Here is a 19,616-nt window from a genome sequence, read left to right on the forward strand (position 1 = left end):
ATTATTGAAAACGGATTCATTCATGGTTGGTTTGAAAACGGATGTCATTCTAAAGGAGGTATAATAATAGTGCGATTGAATAAATCCAATTTCAGAAAGTGGTTTGTTCTTCTGGTTGCGGCTATGATCATCTTCCCTGCCTTTAGCCCTATGAAGGCAAAGGCCGCCTCTTCATTCACTCATGAAGGAATTTTGTATTCGCAAGCCGATTTTGATCGAGCAAAACTTATGGTGGCCGCTGGAGTAAGCCCGTGGATCGATTCGTGGAACGCGAATAAGGGGACTAAATTTGCTTCTTCCACTTACACTCCGCATCCCGTGCCCGCACCGGCAAGGTGGGGAGGACACCCCGAGTTGAACTCGGGGAACGGTCAAATGTTCGACGATTCGGAAGCGGCGCTGGTTCATGCTATTATCTGGAAGGTATCGAGCAACGCCACTGAAGCCAATAATTCGAAGCTGAAGGCCGAAGAGATTTTGAATGCTTGGTCCGGCACGGTGAATACAGTGGTAGGAGGCGATGAAAAACAGTTGTTGGCAGGATTGACCGGCTACCGGTTCGCAGCGGCCGCGGATATATTGAGTTCGGACAGCGCTTGGGTGAATGCCGGCAAGTTAACCAGTGTGAAGAATATGCTTGCCAACTATTTCTATCCCGCGCTTCGTGATTATCTGGATACTCACTACGGCAAAAATCCCAGCTCCTACCCTTATTACTACAGAGGAAATCAGGATACCGCCGCGATGGTTACCATTATGGCCATCGGGATCCTGACAAATGATCTCTCCATGTACAATGAAGCCGTGAATGAATTCAAGAACGGCAATCATAACGGGAGGGTCACAAACTACTTGAAACCGACAAGCGATCCGAACCTTGCCCAAGCCGAGGAGAGCGGACGCGATCAAGCCCATACGATGCTTGGAATCGGCATGCTGGCCACGATGGCCCAGATGTCCTATTACCAACATGAAGGAGATGCTTCCTTCGAAGACCTATACGAATATTCCAACCGGATTATACTGAAGGGCTTCGAGTATACGGCCAAGTACAACAACGGGGACAATAACGTTCCGTTCACTCCGGTCTATACCTTCAGTTGGAGGAACGAGCCCGTTATCGGTTCGGGGAACAGAGGCGAGACCCGCCCGATCTATGAGATGGTCTGGAACCATTACCACAATGTCAAAGGTTTGGCCGATGCCACCCCCTCCGACCCGGTGTACTATTCCAAAGCCAGAGCGGCATTGCTTCGCCCGGAAGGCATTCATACCGACCATCAGCCATTTACTACGCTGTTGTATAACAGCGGGCCTGTCAAATTGAGAAACGTCACCACCGGCTTGTATATCGATGGCATGGGCCGCACGACCAACGGCTCCAATGCCGGTCAATGGAGTAACGGCAGCAGCACCAATCAACAGTGGATTGAGGAAGCCGACGGGAATTATTTGCGGTTTAAAAATGTTGCGACCGGACTCTATCTGGACGGCATGGGGCGTACGGAGAACGGTTCCATTGTCGGACAATGGGAAGACAGCACCAGTACAAATCAGCAGTGGTCCATCGTGAAAACGGGCAATAATGTACGGTTCCAAAACCGTGCAACGGGTCTCTATCTGGATGGTGTGGGCCGCACGACCAATGGCTCCGATCTTGGACAATATAGTAGTGGCACTAGCACCAACCAGCAATGGCAGATCGCAAACTGATATAGGGACTCTGGTAAAATTAAGCCGCTCATAACGGAGGGAGCCAAACTGGCTCCCTCCGTTACATAGTCTTTGAACTCGCGAAGGATCTTAATCCGCCGCAGCCGCAAGCTCATTCGATTAGCTTCTTGTTGCCATCAAATGAATGACGTTCCAAAAAACTGGTCACTTTTGCAGTAATTTGCGATACTTCAACGGTGTCGTGCCAATCACCTTTTTAAATAGGCGGATGAAATAAGTCGGATTAGAGATACCGACTCTATGGCCTATTTGTTCAATGGACAGTGAGGTCATTTGAAGTAACCGGCAAGCTATTTTAATTCTTCTTGCGGTAAGGTATTGGGAAATAGTGCTGCCCGTTTCATTTTGAAACAAACGGGATAGGTAAAATCTCGATAAATGCATCGCCTCAGCTATATCGTCCAGCTTAACATCCTCGTGGTAATGGGATTCGATCCACTGCATAATCTGCTCGGCATAGCCCATTTGGCGCAGATTAAGCGTACGAGTACCTTCTGGTTGATTCCGCTGAAGCAAGGAAGATAGGGCATTAAGAATTTGCAAAATAAGCATGAGCGAATATTCAAAACCGGCCTCGCCTATTGAGTCGCTTACTTGAGTATTCTTTTCATATACGGCGAAAACGTGCTCCAAATAATCGAATGTGTCGCCTAGATTGAAAGCTGGCAAGGCGTGGTCACCCTGCCATAATTCAATGAAAGTGGAATGAAGCGACCTGAAAGGGCGGAGTTTCTCTTCGAATGCGTAAGGGTCGAAATGAATTTTGGAGCGAATATAAGGTTGTTCCGGGCTGATATTGGCATAAACCTTGTGTAACTGAAACGGCTGGAAGAAAAAGAGCATACTGCGCCGGACCTCGTATGTTTTCTGATTGACGATGATCGTTCCATTTCCCTCGTGAATGACAAGGATCTCGCAGCATTGATGCCAATGATAGAAGCCGGAGAAAAGCCCTGTTGAGACATTGCAGTGATCCCATATAAGCGGCTTATCGCTTAGGGGAACCCGTTCAAATAAATAACGCATGTCTATCGCTCCCACTAATCATTTAGTGGTTCAAGTATAGCGCGATCATGGCAAGATTTGAACATTTTTCAACTAAGACTGAAAACAATTGCTTGATAATCAGCGTTATACTTTAAACGCAAAAGGCAAATGGAGCCGTATTAAGAAAGGAAGAGAACCCAATGTTAATTGTAAATGAATTCGACTGGATTAACGAGGTAATGAACAAACTCAAGTTGAAAATGGAGTGGGTTAGCGAGAAATCACGCGACAAGATTCCTTACACCACTCTGAATGGGGTACACGACGACCGATCGGCATATAACCCTTCCAAAACAGTCGCAGATGGTATCAATTGGTGGACGAACGGGTATTGGGCGGGCATGATGTGGCTAATGTATCATGAAACTGGCGATGATAAGTACAAAGATATCGCTGCCGTATCAGAGAAGAAACTGGACCAATGCTTTGCGGATTATTACGGGCTGCATCACGATGTGGGCTTTATGTGGCTTCCGACCAGCGTGGCGAATTATAAGGTTACGAGAAATGCGGAGTCCCGTAAGCGAGCTTTGCATGCGGCTAATTTATTGGCGGGCCGGTTCAATTTGGCCGGCGGATTTATACGGGCATGGAATGATCTGGACGAAGGGGATACGCGGGGATGGGCGATTATTGACTGTATGTTGAATATTCCCCTGCTATATTGGGCCTCCGAAGAGACGGGGGATCCCCGGTTCGCTCAAATTGCCGTAAAACACGCTGACACGACTATGCAGGCGTTTGTGAGGCGGGACGGCTCGGTGAATCATATCGTTGAATTTGATCCTACTAACGGTGGGGTCATTCGAACATATGGCGGACAGGGTTACGAGGAAGGATCCTCCTGGACGAGAGGTCAATCCTGGGGGCTGTACGGCTTTATGATGAGCTATCGGTATACGGGAAAGCAAGAATATTTAGATACAGCTAAGCGAATTGCCCATTATTTCATAGCGAATATACCGGAAGACGGAATCATTCCGGTCGATTTCAGGCAACCCCCAGAACCGAAGCTAGAAGACGACACCGCAGCTGCCATTGCAGCGTGCGGATTGATTGAACTCGCAAAGTCGGTTGGCGAGCATGAGAAGGATCTGTATCTGAAGTCGGCAGTTAAACTGCTCAAAACTTTGGATTTGCGCTGTGACTGGACGGATCGAACCGATGCGCTTATCCAATATGGCTCGGCTTCATACCACGCAAAACACCATCATCATCCGATCATATACGGCGATTTTTATTTCATGGAAGCGATTTTTAAATTGAAAAGAAACGATTTGTATTTGTGGTAGCCCGCTCGTCCATTTGTGATAAAGTGATAACTCACTGAACGGGTTCTAGAAATTATGTTAAAATGAGCTTGAATTGACGGGTACATGTATTTTCACTGAATTCAAGGAGATTTCCCCATGAGAAGTATGAATTTTCGGCTAATGGTGTTCTTTTGCAGCCTTCTCATTCCGACGCTTGTGACGATGGGGATCTATTCGTACCGTCTGGCATCTTCCGTCGTAGAAGAGAAGACCAGCGCCGCCGTTTTGAACTCACTGGAACAGAAAGCGAAAAATTTAGAAGTTAAAATGCAAGCCTATAAAAAATACATGGATTTGGTCATATATACGCCGGAATTCATGAATATTGTCAAATCCAACAGCTTCGATAAAACATCCTATGATACAACACAGGCCCACCGGGAATTGAAAGATATCCTCGATGCTATATTTTTCGAGGATGACATGGTGAAAGCGTTTACGGTATATAAAAATGAAGTTCTGGTCTATAAGTATGGCAATGACATTTTGGATGAAGAGAAATTCAAACAAAATGCGATCTATACTCAGACCAAAGCCGCCAACGGTGCCCTTTATTTCGGAGGCGCGCTGGAGTTGGGACTCCAGCCCGGCGAGGAAGACCTGTATATCGGTTACGGCCGGGAGCTTATCGATTATAATTCGGTTACCAATACGGACTTGGGAAGCGTGTTTTTGTTTATGGATATCCGAAGCTTTTCCACCCTCATTGACGATGTACACGAAATGTCGTTCATTACGGATAACGAAGGTCATGTGATTGCATCGCCGGATTCATCCCAAATATTCACCAACATCAAGGATATGCCAAAATACCGGAAGGCGTATGAGAGCAATGCAAGCGGGTATTATGTAGACGAATCGGAAAGCGGCGACTTCGTCATCGCTTATTATACTTTGCCGAATTGGAATTTGAAAATTGTACAAGTCATGCCGCGAAAAGAAATCATCGGAGAAACGAGCAATATTCTGTTTGCGACGATGGGCGTTTCTCTGCTGATATTTGTATTTCTGGTCATCACTGCGTTGCTTCTGTCCAGAAACGTCTCCAAGCCCGTCAAACAAATCAAAGGAGCCATGAAAAAAATTCAGGCCGGCGACTTTGAAACGAGGCTGGACGTGAAATCCCGGGACGAATTCGGCAGCATTGCAGTAAGCTTGAATTTCATGGCCGTTCAGCTCAAGGAACTGCTGGACAAACTGATCCAAGAGGAAAGAAGAAGAAGCGAGACCGAGTTCAGCATGCTGCAATATCAGATCAATCCCCATTTTCTGCACAATGTATTAGCGACGATCAGGCTGTCCGCCGTATCGAATCATGATCCGGACACGGCGGAGATGCTGCAGAAGCTGTCAAGGCTTTTAAGACGCACACTGGCCAACGCGGGACGGATGGTTACGCTGGAAACGGAGCTGTGTAACATTCGCGATTTCGTAGACATTCAGAAGGTGCTGTCCAACGAGAAAATCAGAATGGTTTACGAGATCTGCGAGCCGTCAGTCAACTGCTTGATCCCGAACATGCTGCTTCAACCGCTAGTCGAAAACACGATCATTCACGGCTTTGGAGCAGGGGTGAGCGACCCGGAGATTCGAATCTCTTCGCGTCTGGATCATGATAGGCTGCAACTGATCGTTGAGGACAACGGATTGGGCATGACCGAAGAGACAATGAAAAGGCTTCAAGAAAATGACCGTCAGAATGGAATGTCCTATAACAGTATTGGCATCATGAATGTGAACAGGCGGATCAAGCTGTACTTTGGTGAAGACAGCGGTTTGTTTTTCGAGAGATCGGAAGGAAGGGGCACCAAGGCCATCATCGTTTTGAAGACTTCCACAGACACCGGAGGAACACGCTATGAAAAGAATACTGCTGGTAGATGACAATAAGAAAATACTGGAGTTGCTCAGCTCAATCATCCCTTGGCAGGAATCCGGTTTCTGTCTGGCCGGACTGGCCGCGGACGGAAGCGAAGCGCTCAAGCTGGCGAAAGACGCGAACATCGACATCCTCATTACGGATTTGCGGATGCCCGTCATGGACGGAATCGAGCTGATCCGCCGCTTCCGGGAGTTTTATCCGAATGCGAAGATTCTCGTACTTAGTTCGTACAACGAGTTCAATATGGTTAGAGAAGCCTTCAAGCTGGGCTCCAACGAATATATCTTAAAGACCGAGTTGAATCCGGAAGTGTTCATCCAGCTGCTTAATCAGTTTGCGGAGGAGATCGATTCGGACAAAGAAGAGAGAACATTCGGCAAACCGGCGGACGAGGTCGTCGGTCACGGCCGGACGGACGACAGCCGTCGGGAGTTGTACGTAAACAGGCATTATATAAAGGGAAGCTTGTTGAATCAACTCGTACGGGGATATCTGAAGGATGAAGATCTGTTTCATAAGGACCTGGTCTCTCTGGATATCCAAATGACCAAAGGATTTTGCAGAGTCATGCAAATTAGTGCGGATAATTTCAACAGCTTGATGAAGAACGTATGGAATGGCGACGAACCGTTTTTTTCGTTTGCGGTCCTGAACATTATGGACGAAGTGATTCGCGCTTTTTATACGGCGGACTGTTTCTATACTTCTTCCGGGGAGTTTGTCGTCGTTTGTTATGCGCCGCAGCCGGAGCCACTATCTGGCTCTAACCTGTTCGAAACGGTTTTTGTTCAATTGAAGGAAGCATTGTCGAATTATTTGAAGGTCAAAATATCGGGGGGCTTGTGCCCGATGCCTGGGGATACGTCCAGCTTGAAAAAACTGTACGAAGGCGCTTGCTCCGCGTGCCGGTCCAAGTTTATTTATGGGCAGGGAAAGCTGCTTTGCGGCGTAAACGCTTGTTACAAGTCCCGCAGTCGCTCGATGCGAATCGCGGAAAGGGTCGAATACCTTCGGAGCGCGTTAAAGAGCATGAATTCGGGCCTTTTGCGCAATGCGTATGAGATTTTGTGTTTGGAGGAATCGGAAGTCGATATAACGGAGTACGGAGAGGTTACCAGACTTTTCGAGAAGTATTTGATCGTGATCGACGAGTTTGCAGAGGTCAACGGCATGACGCTGGTTTGCGGCAGCTATCTCTCCAGCTTTGACGATAACAATTACGACACCTGGTCGGTCGAGCAGTTAAACCAATGGCTCAAGAACTTGTTGAATGTGATCGCCGGCCAGTTCGTCACGTATAATGATACCGTCTCTAGGGTCATTGTGTATGTCAAGGATCATTACGCCCAAAATATTTCTCTTCAATCGGTTGCCGAAGAGGTAGGGATGAACAGGTCGCAACTGAGCAGGCTTATCAAAAAGGAACTTGGGGTCACTTTTCCCGAGTACTTGAATAGCATCCGACTGGACAAAGCCAAGGAACTGATTGTCGAAAGCCGGTACAAACTGTATGAAATCGCAGAAAAGTGCGGCTACAGCAACTTTGAGCATTTCAGTCGCATGTTCAAGAAGGTGACGGGAAGTTCGCCGAAGGAATGGGTACGAGGATAGAGAGTAAGCAAACCTAATCATAAAGCGGTCGGAAGCACCACTCCCTCTACGGTAAGGGAGTGGTTTTTTGTGTTTGGCGGCGGTTCCTAATTTATCCCGGAGTCACAAAACATCAAGAAAACCACCACAAAATATCATTCAATTACACCCGGGACATTGTTACACTTATCCCACAAGGAGTTGATAGAAAATGAAAGCGAGAGAAATGACAACAAGCGCAGGGAAGCGACAAGGCCCGACCCTTCCGACGCCTATCGCGAAAATCGTAAAGCAAAGATATCTCTTCCTGTTGCTTCTGCCGGGCTTGGTTTACTTTTTTATTTTTAAATATTACCCGATGTATGGGGTAACCATTGCGTTCAAAGAATATGATCCGATCCTTGGCATCATGCACAGTCCCTGGGCAGGGCTGAAGTACTTCCAGCGAATGTTAGAGACGCCCTATATCCTCACTTTGATCGAAAATACATTAAAAATCAGTCTTTTAAAGATCATTCTCGGTTTTCCGGCCCCGATCATATTCGCTTTATTATTAAACGAGATCACGCACATGTTTTTTAAAAGAACGCTGCAAACGATATCTTATCTCCCCCACTTTCTGTCCTGGGTCGTTGTGGCGGGGGTTGCGTTTCAAATTTTTTCCCCCAGTTATGGACTTTATGGGTATATATACAATTTGTTCGGATGGGAAACGGGAGTTCCGCTGGCGGATACAGATACCTTCGTCCCGATTCTGATCGGTACGGACATTTGGAAAGAAATCGGGTATGGGAGCATTATTTATTTGGCCGCTCTCGCAGGTGTTGGGAGCGAGATGTATGAAGCGGCAAGGATTGACGGCGCGGGTCGATTTAAGCAATGCCTGTATATCACACTGCCTAGCCTGATCCCCATTATCTCCATGATGTTTATACTCCGGCTGGGAAATATTTTGGACGGCGGCTTCGATCAAATTTTTAATTTGTACTCGCCAGCCGTATATAACGTATCGGATATTATCGACACGTATGTCTATCGTATTGGCTTGGAAAACTTTGAATATAGCTTTTCGACGGCCGTAAGCTTGTGCAAGTCGATCATCGGGGCCGTATTGGTGGTCTCAGCCAATTGGGTGGTCGGCAAGTTTACGGAACGCAGCATTTGGTAAGGGGATACTAAGATGAAAATTAGAAAAAGTTTGTCCGAGAAAACCTTTGATCTGTTCAACGCCGTGTTCATGATTGCCTTATGCCTTACGATCGTGTTTCCTTTCTGGCAACAGATCGTCATCTCCTTTAGTCCGCCGGGAGAAGCAAATAAGATTGGTCTGCATCTATTCCCGGAAAGCCCGACCATGGATGCGTATAAACGAATTTTTGCCGGCGGCACAATCTTGAAAGCGTATTTTTGGACCATTTTGAGGACGGTTCTGGGAACGTTTCTGACGCTATTGGTAACGGCCATGATGGCTTATCCGCTCTCCAAAAAAGGGTTTTATGGGCGTCCTCTATGGATGGGGCTTGTCGTATTCACGATGTTTTTTAGCGGAGGTTTGGTTCCTACCTTCTTGCTAGTGCGGGATCTTCATTTGACCAATACGATTTGGGCCTTGGTTCTTCCGGGTTTATGCAGTGCTTGGAACATCTTGATCATTCGAAACTTTTTTGTATCGATCCCGGAGGAAGTAGAGGAAAGCGCAAAGATCGACGGAGCTAATGATATGTATGTCTTTTACAAAATTATTATACCTCTTTCAACTCCGGTCTTGGCGACCGTAGCCTTGTGGACGATGGTCTTCCATTGGAACTCATGGTTCGATGCCTTGATCTATAACACCAACGGACAGATTAAGGTACTGCAGATGCTGCTCAGGGAAGTCCTGCAGGATGCAAATATGATGACAGATACAAGCGTACTTTTGGACCTGGCGTCGGAAGGCAGTCATTATACGCCGGAATCGGTCAAGGCTGCGATCTTAATGCTCGTTGTTACTCCTATTCTGTTCGTGTATCCCTTTTTGCAGAAATATTTTGTGAAGGGCATCATGATCGGGGCCGTAAAGGGATGATTCTCCGTTTCTTTAAACCGTTTATAGCGACAATGTCGTTATAATATATTTATTACAAAATTAAAGGGGGTAATGCGTTTGTTAATCAAACGGATGATTGTCGCATCCCTTGCGGCAGTTATGTTGGTTGGTGCGCTGGCTGGCTGCTCGGGCAAGGATAACAAGTCTTCGACATCCGATTCTTCGACAACACCAATGAGTAAGAACTACAACTTCAAGATGCTCGGAATGCGCCTCACGCCAAATATGGATTCTGAGGTCATGAAGAAGATTAACGAGAATCTGGGGGGCCATACGCTGGAGGTGACGGGGGTTCCCGACGCGGATTATCTCGCCAAAATTCAATTGCTTCTGTCGGCCCAAGATTTGCCGGATATCTTCTTGACCTGGAGCAATCAAATCGTGTTGGAAAAGGCAACGGCAAAATTTACGGAAGACGAGTTTAAACAGTACATGCCGGACGTGTATAACCTGGCACTTAAAAACTTCGAAAACAACGGTTATTCAAAGGAAAGTATGTTCTCGCGCATGATGGTGGATGGCAAGTTCGCCGGAGTGGGTGTTGGGCAACAACTCCTGCAGACGCCGTACGGAATGATTGTTCGTACCGACCTGTTGGATTCTCTCGGAAAGTCGATGCCGCAGACGATCGCGGATTGGGATGACGTGTTCAAGGCCTACAAAGAGAAATATCCGGACAAATATCCTATCGCGGCCAGAGGTAAGGACTGGCTTGTCGGGGCATTCCGGTGGGAGATGGCGGCGTACGGCGTATCCGTTGATGGTTGGCATCTGAAAGACGGAAAGCTGATGTATGGTCCTCTTATGCCCGAAATGAGGGATGCTCTGGCTCAATTGCAGCAATGGTATAAAGACGGGTATATTAACCCGGAGTGGGTGACCATGGACTCCAATGTTTACAGCAATGAATTTTATAATGGCAACACGATCTTCCTGCAAGTGGCCAGCACAACGGGCAATGTCGTAAAACCGCCGTATATCCCTGGCTCTCCGCCCGACTTGGCCGCTGCGCAAATTCCGGAAATTCAGCTTGACTGGGGGCCATATCCGGCATTGAACCAGGGGGATAAGCCCATTTATGTAGCGTCCGATTTGTTGAACGGGACCAATTTCCTGGCGTTCGGAAGCCATTTGGAAAAGGATCGGGACAAACTGCATGCTGCAATGGAAGTCGTCAATAAAATGTTAAGCAAAGATGTGATCATCCTGCGGAATTATGGAATCGAAGGGAAAACGTTCGATTACGTCGATGGCCTCCCGGTTGTCAAGGCGGAACTGAACAATGACGATGCCAAGCAAAAAGAAGGTTTCGGTTGGATGGGAGCCTTGTCCCAGCTTGGAAATGACTGGGATTTGGCAAAGGAATTCATGCCGAACGCCGTTAAAGACCAGTTGGCCACATTGATTGAAGATCCGAATGGCGTTTACGGGGAGAATAACCTGGCCGTAACTGTAACCACTCCTCCGGGTCCTATTACCTCGCCATCGGGCGAAGATCTGAACGTCTTGAACAAAGCGATGTTCGACCAGTGGATGACATTGTATACTCAGATCATCATTGGCAGGAAGTCGCTGGAAGACTACGACGCATTTGTAGAGCAGTGGAAAAAGCAAGGCGGCAATGATATGACGGAAGCCGTAAATCGGCTTTATCTGAAGGATTGGAAGCAATGATAGGCTCACCGGGCCGCTTATCTGATGTTGTGAGTTAATCTCTATTGGGCAGAAGGAGAAGTCAAACACGGTTTGACAGCTTCTTCTGCCTATAAAATTATTCTAAGAAGAAAGTTAATACTCATTATGGAGAGAGGGTACATCATGATAGAAGCAAGGCATGGAGGGAATAGTATTGAACTTGATGTGGATGAATGGGGACAAATATGGTACACCGTTAAGCGTCACGGGTCTACGGTTATATTGCCTTCAAGACTGGGGCTTCGCTTGGCCAAGGACCTTTCTTTATCCGGTGGTTTTAAAGTAAGGAGCGTAACCAAAAACAATAGGGAGGGCTCATGGAACCCTTTATACGGAGAGCGTGCCGAGATAGACGCCTCTTACGAGGAAGCCATCGTCTGCTTGGAGGATGGTTGCGGGAGATTTATGGAAGTTCATCTGCGGGCCTATTCGGAGGGAACCGCCTTTCAATACGTGATACCGGAGCAGGAGCTCATCAAGGAATTTACACTTGTTGAAGAAGAGACCCGATTTGCATTTCCGCAAGGTAGCATAGCTTGGGAGGAGCATGGGGTAGAAGGGAATTACTTCGTCAAACCGGTAGGCGATGTGAGCGGATATTGTGAACGTCCATTCGCCGTGCGGTTGCCTGAAGGCGGCTATGTTCTCGTTCATGAAGCCGGATTAAGCGATTATGCCAGAATGCTCATGGTTCGGGACGAGCAGGCGGACAACACTTTAAAAGTGCATCTGTCCGGACATTTGTGCGGATTTTACAGCGAGGATGAATACGTAGGTTACGGTTTCACCTTAAATGAGGACGAAGAGGACAGCATGGATTCCCCTGTCGTAGGACGAACGCCTTTTGCGACGCCTTGGCGTATGTTTATCCTCGCGGATCATGCGGCGGAATTGTTGGGCCGGAGCAACCTCGTTCTAAATCTGAGCGAGCCCGGCAATAACGAAGCATTTCCCTATGTAAAGCCAGGGAAGGCATTGCGGGATATACAGTTGTCTACCTCGAGCGCATTCCAATGTATCGATTTTTGCGCGGATCATGGCCTTCAATATGTGCTGTTTGACGGGGGCTGGTATGGTTCGCTTGATTCGGAGAATAGGGCTATCGATCCGAGAAGGGAAGATCCCGATCGCGATCTCGATCTAAAGAAAGTCGTTGCTTATGGCAAAGAGAGAGGGGTTGGCGTATTCCTGTATGTGGATAGAACCGCTGCCGAGCCCTATCTCGATGAGGCCTTGCCCGTCTGGAAGGAGTGGGGGATCGTCGGCATCAAATTGGGCTTTGTAAAAGTCGGGCCCCAGGAATGGACGCGGTGGTTGGTAGAGGCTGTCAAGAAATGTCATGCGTACGGCTTGATGGTTAACGTTCACGACGCCTATCGCCCAACCGGTCTTTCACGGACTTACCCCAACCTGCTGACGCAAGAAGGGATTCGCGGCAACGAGCATTTTCCGACAGCCACGCATAATGCCACCTTGCCGTTCGTGCGGTTTCCGGCCGGCGCCGGCGATTACACGCTTTGTTATTTCGACAAGCGATTGAAAGTAACCCACGCGCACATGTTGGCGATGGGCGTTATCGTCTATAGCCCGATGCAGATGATGTTTTGGTATGATAAGCCATCGGATTGGAACGGGGAGCCGGAGATCGAATTCTGGGAGAAGTTGCCGGTCGCCTGGGACGAGACCGTCGGAATTGCGGGCGAGATTGGGGAGTATGTCGCGATGGCCAGACGCAAGGACGAGGAATGGTTCATCGGCTGCATTAACAATGAGAACGCTCGCACGCTGCACATTCCGCTCTCCTTTCTGCAAGCCGGAGTGAAGTACGCCGTGCGAATCTATGAAGATAGGCCGGAACTGGATACCCGAACAAAGGTGGGTATTCGATCCGCGGACGTCACGAAGGAATCCGTGTTGGAATTGAAGATGCTTGGTTCGGGAGGAGTCGCTCTTTACTTGAAACCCATGTAACGATTCTTGAGCCATGAAGCTGCGTTTGGAGGAAAAGTATGAATAGAATAGTCGTGTATCCCGCACCGGCTGGTGCGCCAGGCAAGGATGACTTCACCGTTCGGGTTAGAGTTCCTGATGGCGAATGGCAGGAGTTGTTCGTTTATTGCGTAAAGGTAGATATGCATGAGACACGGGAAGCCTCGATGGTTTATTTCGATATGGAGGGGGAAGTGGAGGTTGAGGTTGTCAGTCTTCGAGAGAACATTCGTGAAGCCGTCATTCGTCCCCTTTCGGTGGGAATCGAGTACGAGCGCCATGGGAATTCACTTCTGTTTCGCTTGGATCGTCCATGCAAGCTGTCCGTTGAAGTGAACGGAGATCGATTCCATAACCTGCATTTGTTTGCTAATCCCTTAGAGAAGGACGCACCGGATCTGTCCGGAGAGAATGTGGCGGTCATAGAGCCGGGCATTCATCGCCAAGACCATCTGGAGGCGATGATCCAGAACGTTAACAGATTGTCAAGCACGCCGAACGTCGTCTATTTCGCTCCAGGAATGCATTGGATTGAGGAGACGCTTCTACATATCCCGTCCGATACCACGGTCTATCTTGCCGGAGGAGCGGTATTGATGGGTTCCCTCGTCTGTACGCATGCAGAGAATGTGACGATTCGCGGTCGAGGCATCATCCATCTGGAACCTTTTCACCGTTTCTCGGCCTTTCGAGCGATACGGCTGCAATTTTCGCGCAACGTCCTTGTCGAAGGTGTTATCGCGGTGGATCCCCCTCATTACAGCATTTACATCGGGCAGTCAGAGAATATCACAATCCGGAACTTCAAAGCCTTCAGCACCCGCGGCTGGTCTGACGGGATTGACATCATGGCCAGCTCTCGCATCGAGATCGACGACGTCTTCATGCGCAATTCCGACGATTGCATCGCAATTTACGGAAGCCGATGGCAATACAAGGGAAACTCAAGCCATATAAGGGTCCGGAATTCTATCTTGTGGGCGGATGTAGCCCATGCCTTGAATATGGGGGGCCACGGGAACCACCTGGAGAATGGAGATACGATTCACGATATCCGGTTCGAGAACATCGATGTGCTGGAGCATCATGAGCCTCAACCCGGTTATCGCGGAGCCCTGTCGATTAATGCGGGCGACAACAATATCGTAAGGGATGTCGTTTATGAGAATATCCGGATAGAAGACATCGAGACGTGTCAATTATTCGATATTCGGGTACTCTGGAACGAGAAGTATAACCCCGTGCCGGGCAGGGCGATCGAGAATATTGTCTTTAGGAATATCACTTATAATGGAAGAAAACCATATCCGTCCCGGATACACGGGTATAACGCGGAACGGGGAGTGACCGGCGTTCGGTTTATTGATGTTCGGATCAATGGAGCCTACCTGAGTGATCTTGATCCGGATTGTTTCGATGTTAATGAGCATGCAACTCGCATATCTCTCGAACGGTCAGGTCGGACCGTTCGAGAGGAGTTGCAAGCGCTGGTCGACCGGGCCGAGCGGCAGCTCGAAGAGAACGGGTGCTATTATACGGAAGGAGCTAAGCTGGCACTAGTGGATATGCTTCGCCCTGCCAAAGAGGCTTTGGCAGGCCACGCACGGCTTCCGTTCATCCGGAATCGGGAATTCTTCTTGCCTCGGGAGGAAGAGGCGGCGCAGTTTGCCTTGGAACGGTACACCATGGTGCCTCCGTTCAAGGACAGGGGGAGCGTTTACAGCCGCTATGGGCTAAAGGCGGCTTTGGAATGGTTTGAAGGCCAGGATCTTCGCAGCGGCGGCCTCGATGCAGTGCGGGAAAGGGCTGCGCTGGCCGTAGGCAAAGCTCGGGAATTGCTCAGCCAGTCCCGCCTGGGAAAGGCGCCGGGGTGCTACTGCCGGGAAGCGGCAATGCGCTTGGAAGAAGCAGTCCGCAAGGTTGAGGACGCGATGCGCACTAACCTTCAACCGGAATACAGCAACCTCGCCGCGCTGGCGAAAGAGGCCGCGGTTTGCTTCGACCGTCTCCGTGAATTCCGCCACTCCCGGGTGCTGCGAACCGATGTCGATTCGGCGGCTTCCCTATATCTGACCCAAGAGGGGCTGGAGCGAGTGAAGACCAACGTCGCCGCCGACCCACTGCTTCAGGGGCAATATGAACAGATTACCCGGATCTCGGAGAAGTATAGCCCGGAGGACATCGAACGCGCCATATCTCTCATCATGAGCGGAGAAGACAACTATGAGGAGATGAACAAGCACTTTTATTTGTGGAGCTCCACAGATAAGCTCATCAACTTCAGAGCGCCGGCCGGAGCAACGAAAGCAAACGTCTCAATTGTACTGCCGGCGGAGGAGAACGAACAAGCGGGACTGGGTCATGTCTGGATCGACAATGTGGAGATTCTGTCAGCAAGCGGCGACAACCTGGACATTCCCAACGGCGGCTTCGACGAAGGAGAAGAGGAGCCCATCGCCTGGCGGCCCCAGTCTATGAGGGGCAATCCCGTTATGGAGTGGGAGAGCCGGTACCCCTTCTGCGGCGGCGGGGATCGGAAGCGGCCGGAGGTGTCCAATCCGTCTTCGCAGGTTCACGCTTCAAGCCCGAAAAAGGGAGCTAATCGTTCGCTTTATATATGTAACCCGACCGGGCAAGACGAAGGGGCATGGACATGTACGCAAGATGTCGAGGTAGATGGCGAAGGGGATTACACGCTGACCTTCCAAGCCAAGCTGGACGGGAAGCTCAAGCGTGGTCTGAAGGCGGTGATCACGTTTAAGAATCGGACCGATCAGGTGATCGGCGTCTACAGCTGCTACTTCAATCGCAAGTCCTCATTGCCCGGAGGAGGCTTCTTGCTTCCCATGCAATGTGACGCCATTCAATACGCGCTGACAGGGGATTTAGCGTTGGCTCACAAGGTCAAGAACCAGCTCCTATACATTTTCCATGATTTCTGTCAGGGAGCGGAGCATTGGATGGCGACCAACCTGCGTCCGGAGGGCAGCGACAGCTATGGCGCCGTTCAAGGAGGGAGGATGCTGTGCGCGGCAGCGGTAAGCTACTCTTTGATTCGGAACGCCGGTGTCTTTGCCGAAGAGGAGAAAGCGCGCTTCTATGCACTGACGGAATATATGCTGCGGTACATGCTGGACCTGCGGGACCGTACCGAATGGACTCCGTTCGAAGCCCAGGAGGGCTGCAGCAACTGGCAGACGGACATGTGCGCGGGCACCGCGTATATGATGATGGCCTTGCCGGATTTCCCTAACCGACTTACTTGGTTGAACAATGCCCATTTTATTTTGAAGGCCCAATTGGAGTTGAATGTGAACCCGGATTCGTCGTGGCCTGAATCCATCCGCTACCACCACGCGGCGTTAGAGCGTTTTGCCGGCTACGCTAAAGTCGCGGACAACGTATTGGGCGAGAACTGGTTCGCCGATACGCCTTTGCTGCCCATGTTCGGCTTCAGCATCGACATGCAGACGCCTGGGTATACGTATTTTGACGGACGAATCGGCACGCCGCCCTTCGGCGACCACGCCTTGGGTGGAGGCGCGGAATTCGGCATGATGGCCACATATCTGTCGGATGCGGCCAAGCTGGACCGAGAGTTAGCCGACAGAATGTACCATACGTGGAATGCGGCCGGCAAGCCTTTCAAAAGGTTTTGGGGAGAAAGCGTCGCTTTGGAGAACATTCTGGGCGAAGGGGATGCGTATAAGCCCTCCTCTTCCCTGTCGCTTGTGTCTACAGGTGAATATCCCGATGCGGGCATTACCGTTTTTCGCAAGGACTTCGGTAGCGGCAGGGAAAGCTACTTTGCCATCATGTCGAGTCCCAAGCGCATCGGTCATGGGCACCTGGACCAAGGGTCCTTCATTCTGTACAAGAACTCGATCCCCCTGGTCATGGATTCGGGAATCGAAGGGTACTTCGACAGCAGCACGCCATGGCATATCAGCTCCTATTCGCACGCTTGCCTGCAGTTCGCCACCCGGCGAAACGACAGGCCGATCACCGCTGGGGGAGCTATCAATTTGTCCGCCGGAACCTACAGCCTCGAGCGGGGGTGGGCGGATGTGCCTAGGACGAGCAAGGTGCTGGAACGGTCCTTTGGCGACGTAATGGAGAGCATCACGATCGAGATTGCCAATCCGGAAGGCGCAGGCCGGCATGTCCGGCATGTCACGTATATTCGGGAGCCGGATCTGTATCTCATCCGGGATACGGTAGAGAACTTTGCCGGCTCGGTGCTGTTCAGCCTTCCCGTAGCCGCAGAGCGAGCGACCGTTGAAGGGAATCGCGTGTATTCGCAAGGGACTTACGGGGTGGATCTGGAGACCGTGTTCCTTGCTCCTGTGACGTCCATCCAGTTGGAGCAAGGACGATCCACGCCTTTCTTCGGCAGCCAGGGCAGCAGCTTCTCCATGATGAGCTATATCCGGGCGGTGGCGGAAGCGAAGAATGGATTCCTGACCGTGCTGTATCCGAAGGAACGTGGCGCGTCGGCATTGCGGACGGAAACCGAAGCAGGGGGGGCCTTCGTTCTTCAAACCGAGCGGCATTGGATCAGATTGGAGGCGATGCCCGGCACGTACGGAATGAAGTTGCTCGGAATGGAACGAATTTCAGAAATGGAATGATCCGATCAAAGCGATCATCGGCGAAGAGAATGCGGATTCCGATTTGGACACATTCAAGGCGCAATGGCTGCAATCAGGCGGCCAAGTCCTGACAGACGAGGTCAATCAGGTGTACAAGGAGCGCAGCGGCCAAAATAAGATGATAAGAAAAGGATGAGACGACCATGACATATGAGTCAAATCGCTTAATCACCTACGCCGCTCCCGAGGGAGCGGTAGGAAATTCGGATTTTACGGTGCGCGTCCGGCAGGGGAAAGGTGAATGGCGGCATCTGTTCAGCTATAACGTAAAGGTGGACATGCATGATGTGCGGAACGCCTCTATGGTCTATTTTGATTGCGCCGGGGCGGTTGAAGTCGAAGTGATCAAAAACGAAGGAGAAGTTCGCGACGTGGCGATCCGTCCGGTTGCAGCGGGGATTGACGGCGTCATTAACGGGAACCGGGTGACGTTCACAATGGACGGTCCACGCAAATTATCGCTTGAGGTGAACGGGGAACGCTTTCATAATTTGCACATTTTCGCTAATCCGGTCGAAGAAGATTCTCCGATGAAGGATGATCCGGGCGTCCTAGTCGTTGCTCCGGGCAAACATCAGACCGAAGAGCTTCAGCGTCGAATCACGCCGGAAGTATCGGTCATCTACTTCGATGCCGGCGTACATGTTCTGGAGCAGCCGCAATTCCACTTGCCTTCCGATGTGACGGTCTACATCGCCGGGGGATCGGTTGTCTATGGGGCGTTCATCTGCGATCATGTACAGGGTGTGACGATCCGGGGCCGGGGGATCATCTATATGTCCGACTTCGAGAAGACAACTTTTTATCGCGCGGTCCAGCTTATGTTCTCCGAGCATATCACCGTCGAAGGAATCATTGTCATTGATCCGCCTCATTATACCGTAATGATCGGGAGTTCCAGGCATATCGCGATCCGCAATATCAAATCGTTCAGTACCCGAGGGTGGTCGGACGGCATCGATATGATGGCCAGTGCCCATGTGGACATTGACGATGTGTTTCTGCGGACGTCCGACGATTGCATCGCAATCTATGGCAGCCGCTGGGTCTATCAAGGGGATACAAGGGATATCACCGTCCGCAATTCCGTCTTATGGGCGGATGTAGCTCATCCAATGAATGTCGGCGGACATGGCAATCACGAAAAAGGAGACATCGTCGAAAATATTCGCTTCGAAAATATCGATGTGCTCGAGCATCATGAGCCGCAGCCTTATTATTGGGGCTGTATTTCAATTAACTGCGGCGATAACAATACAGTTCGGAATGTGACTTACCGGGATATCCGAATAGAACAGTTCGAGCTCGGACAGCTGATCGACATCCGAGTTCTCTTTAATCCCAAATATAATCCATGTCCCGGCTTCCGGGTGGAAAATATATATTTCGATCAGATCGCTTTCAACGGAACTTGCGATAACCCGTCACTGATTGCAGGTTACGATGAGTCCAGATTCGTAAAGGGAGTGGAATTCCGAAATTTGCGAATCAATAATCAGCATATCCTTAATCCGGATTCCGGAAATATTCGGGTTGGAGAGTATGCACTTGACGTTAAGTTTACGTAACGCCAGGCGTATGACAATCGAGATGGAAGAGTGAACGAAGGCGAGCAACAGAAGCTC

The 19,616-nt window shown here is 49.9% G+C and carries 11 protein-coding genes; 10 read left to right on the plus strand and 1 reads right to left on the minus strand.

Annotated elements, in window-relative coordinates; genetic code table 11:
- The first annotated feature begins 354 nt into the window (after positions 1–354).
- Positions 355–1,713 carry an RICIN domain-containing protein gene (locus ACQ4N8_RS16300; protein ID WP_430705403.1) on the plus strand — a complete coding sequence of 453 codons (1,359 nt, stop codon included), beginning with the start codon at positions 355–357 and terminating at the stop codon, positions 1,711–1,713.
- A 165-nt stretch (positions 1,714–1,878) separates the two neighbouring features.
- Here ACQ4N8_RS16300 and ACQ4N8_RS16305 read toward each other — a convergent pair whose 3' ends face one another.
- Entirely contained in the window at positions 1,879–2,760 is an 882-nt protein-coding gene (locus ACQ4N8_RS16305) for an AraC family transcriptional regulator (protein ID WP_430705404.1), read from the minus strand.
- Between the two features lie 161 nt (positions 2,761–2,921).
- Between ACQ4N8_RS16305 and ACQ4N8_RS16310 the strand changes: the two genes are divergently transcribed.
- The 9 genes from ACQ4N8_RS16310 to ACQ4N8_RS16350 all read left to right on the plus strand — a co-directional run bounded on the left by ACQ4N8_RS16310 (position 2,922) and on the right by ACQ4N8_RS16350 (position 19,559).
- A complete protein-coding gene (locus ACQ4N8_RS16310) occupies positions 2,922–4,073 on the plus strand; it encodes a glycoside hydrolase family 88 protein (protein WP_430705405.1) in 1,152 nt (383 codons plus the stop codon).
- A 117-nt stretch (positions 4,074–4,190) separates the two neighbouring features.
- Positions 4,191–5,978, plus strand: coding sequence for a cache domain-containing sensor histidine kinase (locus ACQ4N8_RS16315; RefSeq protein WP_430705407.1), 1,788 nt, complete (start codon positions 4,191–4,193; stop codon positions 5,976–5,978).
- Positions 5,953–7,587, plus strand: a complete 1,635-nt coding sequence (locus ACQ4N8_RS16320) for a response regulator transcription factor (RefSeq protein ID WP_430705408.1) — start codon at positions 5,953–5,955, stop codon at positions 7,585–7,587. Before ACQ4N8_RS16315 ends, ACQ4N8_RS16320 begins: the two co-directional genes overlap by 26 nt.
- Before the next feature lie 190 nt (positions 7,588–7,777).
- The gene (locus ACQ4N8_RS16325; RefSeq protein WP_430705409.1) at positions 7,778–8,734 is read left to right on the plus strand and encodes an ABC transporter permease; all 957 of its coding nucleotides are present in this window, start codon (positions 7,778–7,780) and stop codon (positions 8,732–8,734) included.
- A gap of 12 nt (positions 8,735–8,746) precedes the next feature.
- Positions 8,747–9,634 carry a carbohydrate ABC transporter permease gene (locus ACQ4N8_RS16330; RefSeq protein WP_430705410.1) on the plus strand — a complete coding sequence of 296 codons (888 nt, stop codon included), beginning with the start codon at positions 8,747–8,749 and terminating at the stop codon, positions 9,632–9,634.
- Between the two features lie 78 nt (positions 9,635–9,712).
- On the plus strand, positions 9,713–11,329 hold the full coding sequence (locus ACQ4N8_RS16335; RefSeq protein WP_430705411.1) for an extracellular solute-binding protein: 1,617 nt from the start codon (positions 9,713–9,715) through the stop codon (positions 11,327–11,329).
- A 144-nt stretch (positions 11,330–11,473) separates the two neighbouring features.
- Entirely contained in the window at positions 11,474–13,321 is a 1,848-nt protein-coding gene (locus tag ACQ4N8_RS16340; RefSeq protein WP_430705412.1) for a glycoside hydrolase family 97 catalytic domain-containing protein, read from the plus strand.
- A 38-nt stretch (positions 13,322–13,359) separates the two neighbouring features.
- Complete coding sequence (locus ACQ4N8_RS16345; protein ID WP_430705413.1) at positions 13,360–17,970, plus strand: glycosyl hydrolase family 28 protein; 4,611 nt, start codon at positions 13,360–13,362, stop codon at positions 17,968–17,970.
- A gap of 164 nt (positions 17,971–18,134) precedes the next feature.
- Positions 18,135–19,559, plus strand: a complete 1,425-nt coding sequence (locus ACQ4N8_RS16350; RefSeq protein ID WP_430705414.1) for a glycosyl hydrolase family 28 protein — start codon at positions 18,135–18,137, stop codon at positions 19,557–19,559.
- Positions 19,560–19,616 lie beyond the last annotated feature (57 nt).

The organism is Paenibacillus macerans, from assembly GCF_050565405.1.
Lineage (GTDB): Bacteria > Bacillota > Bacilli > Paenibacillales > Paenibacillaceae > Fontibacillus > Fontibacillus macerans_B.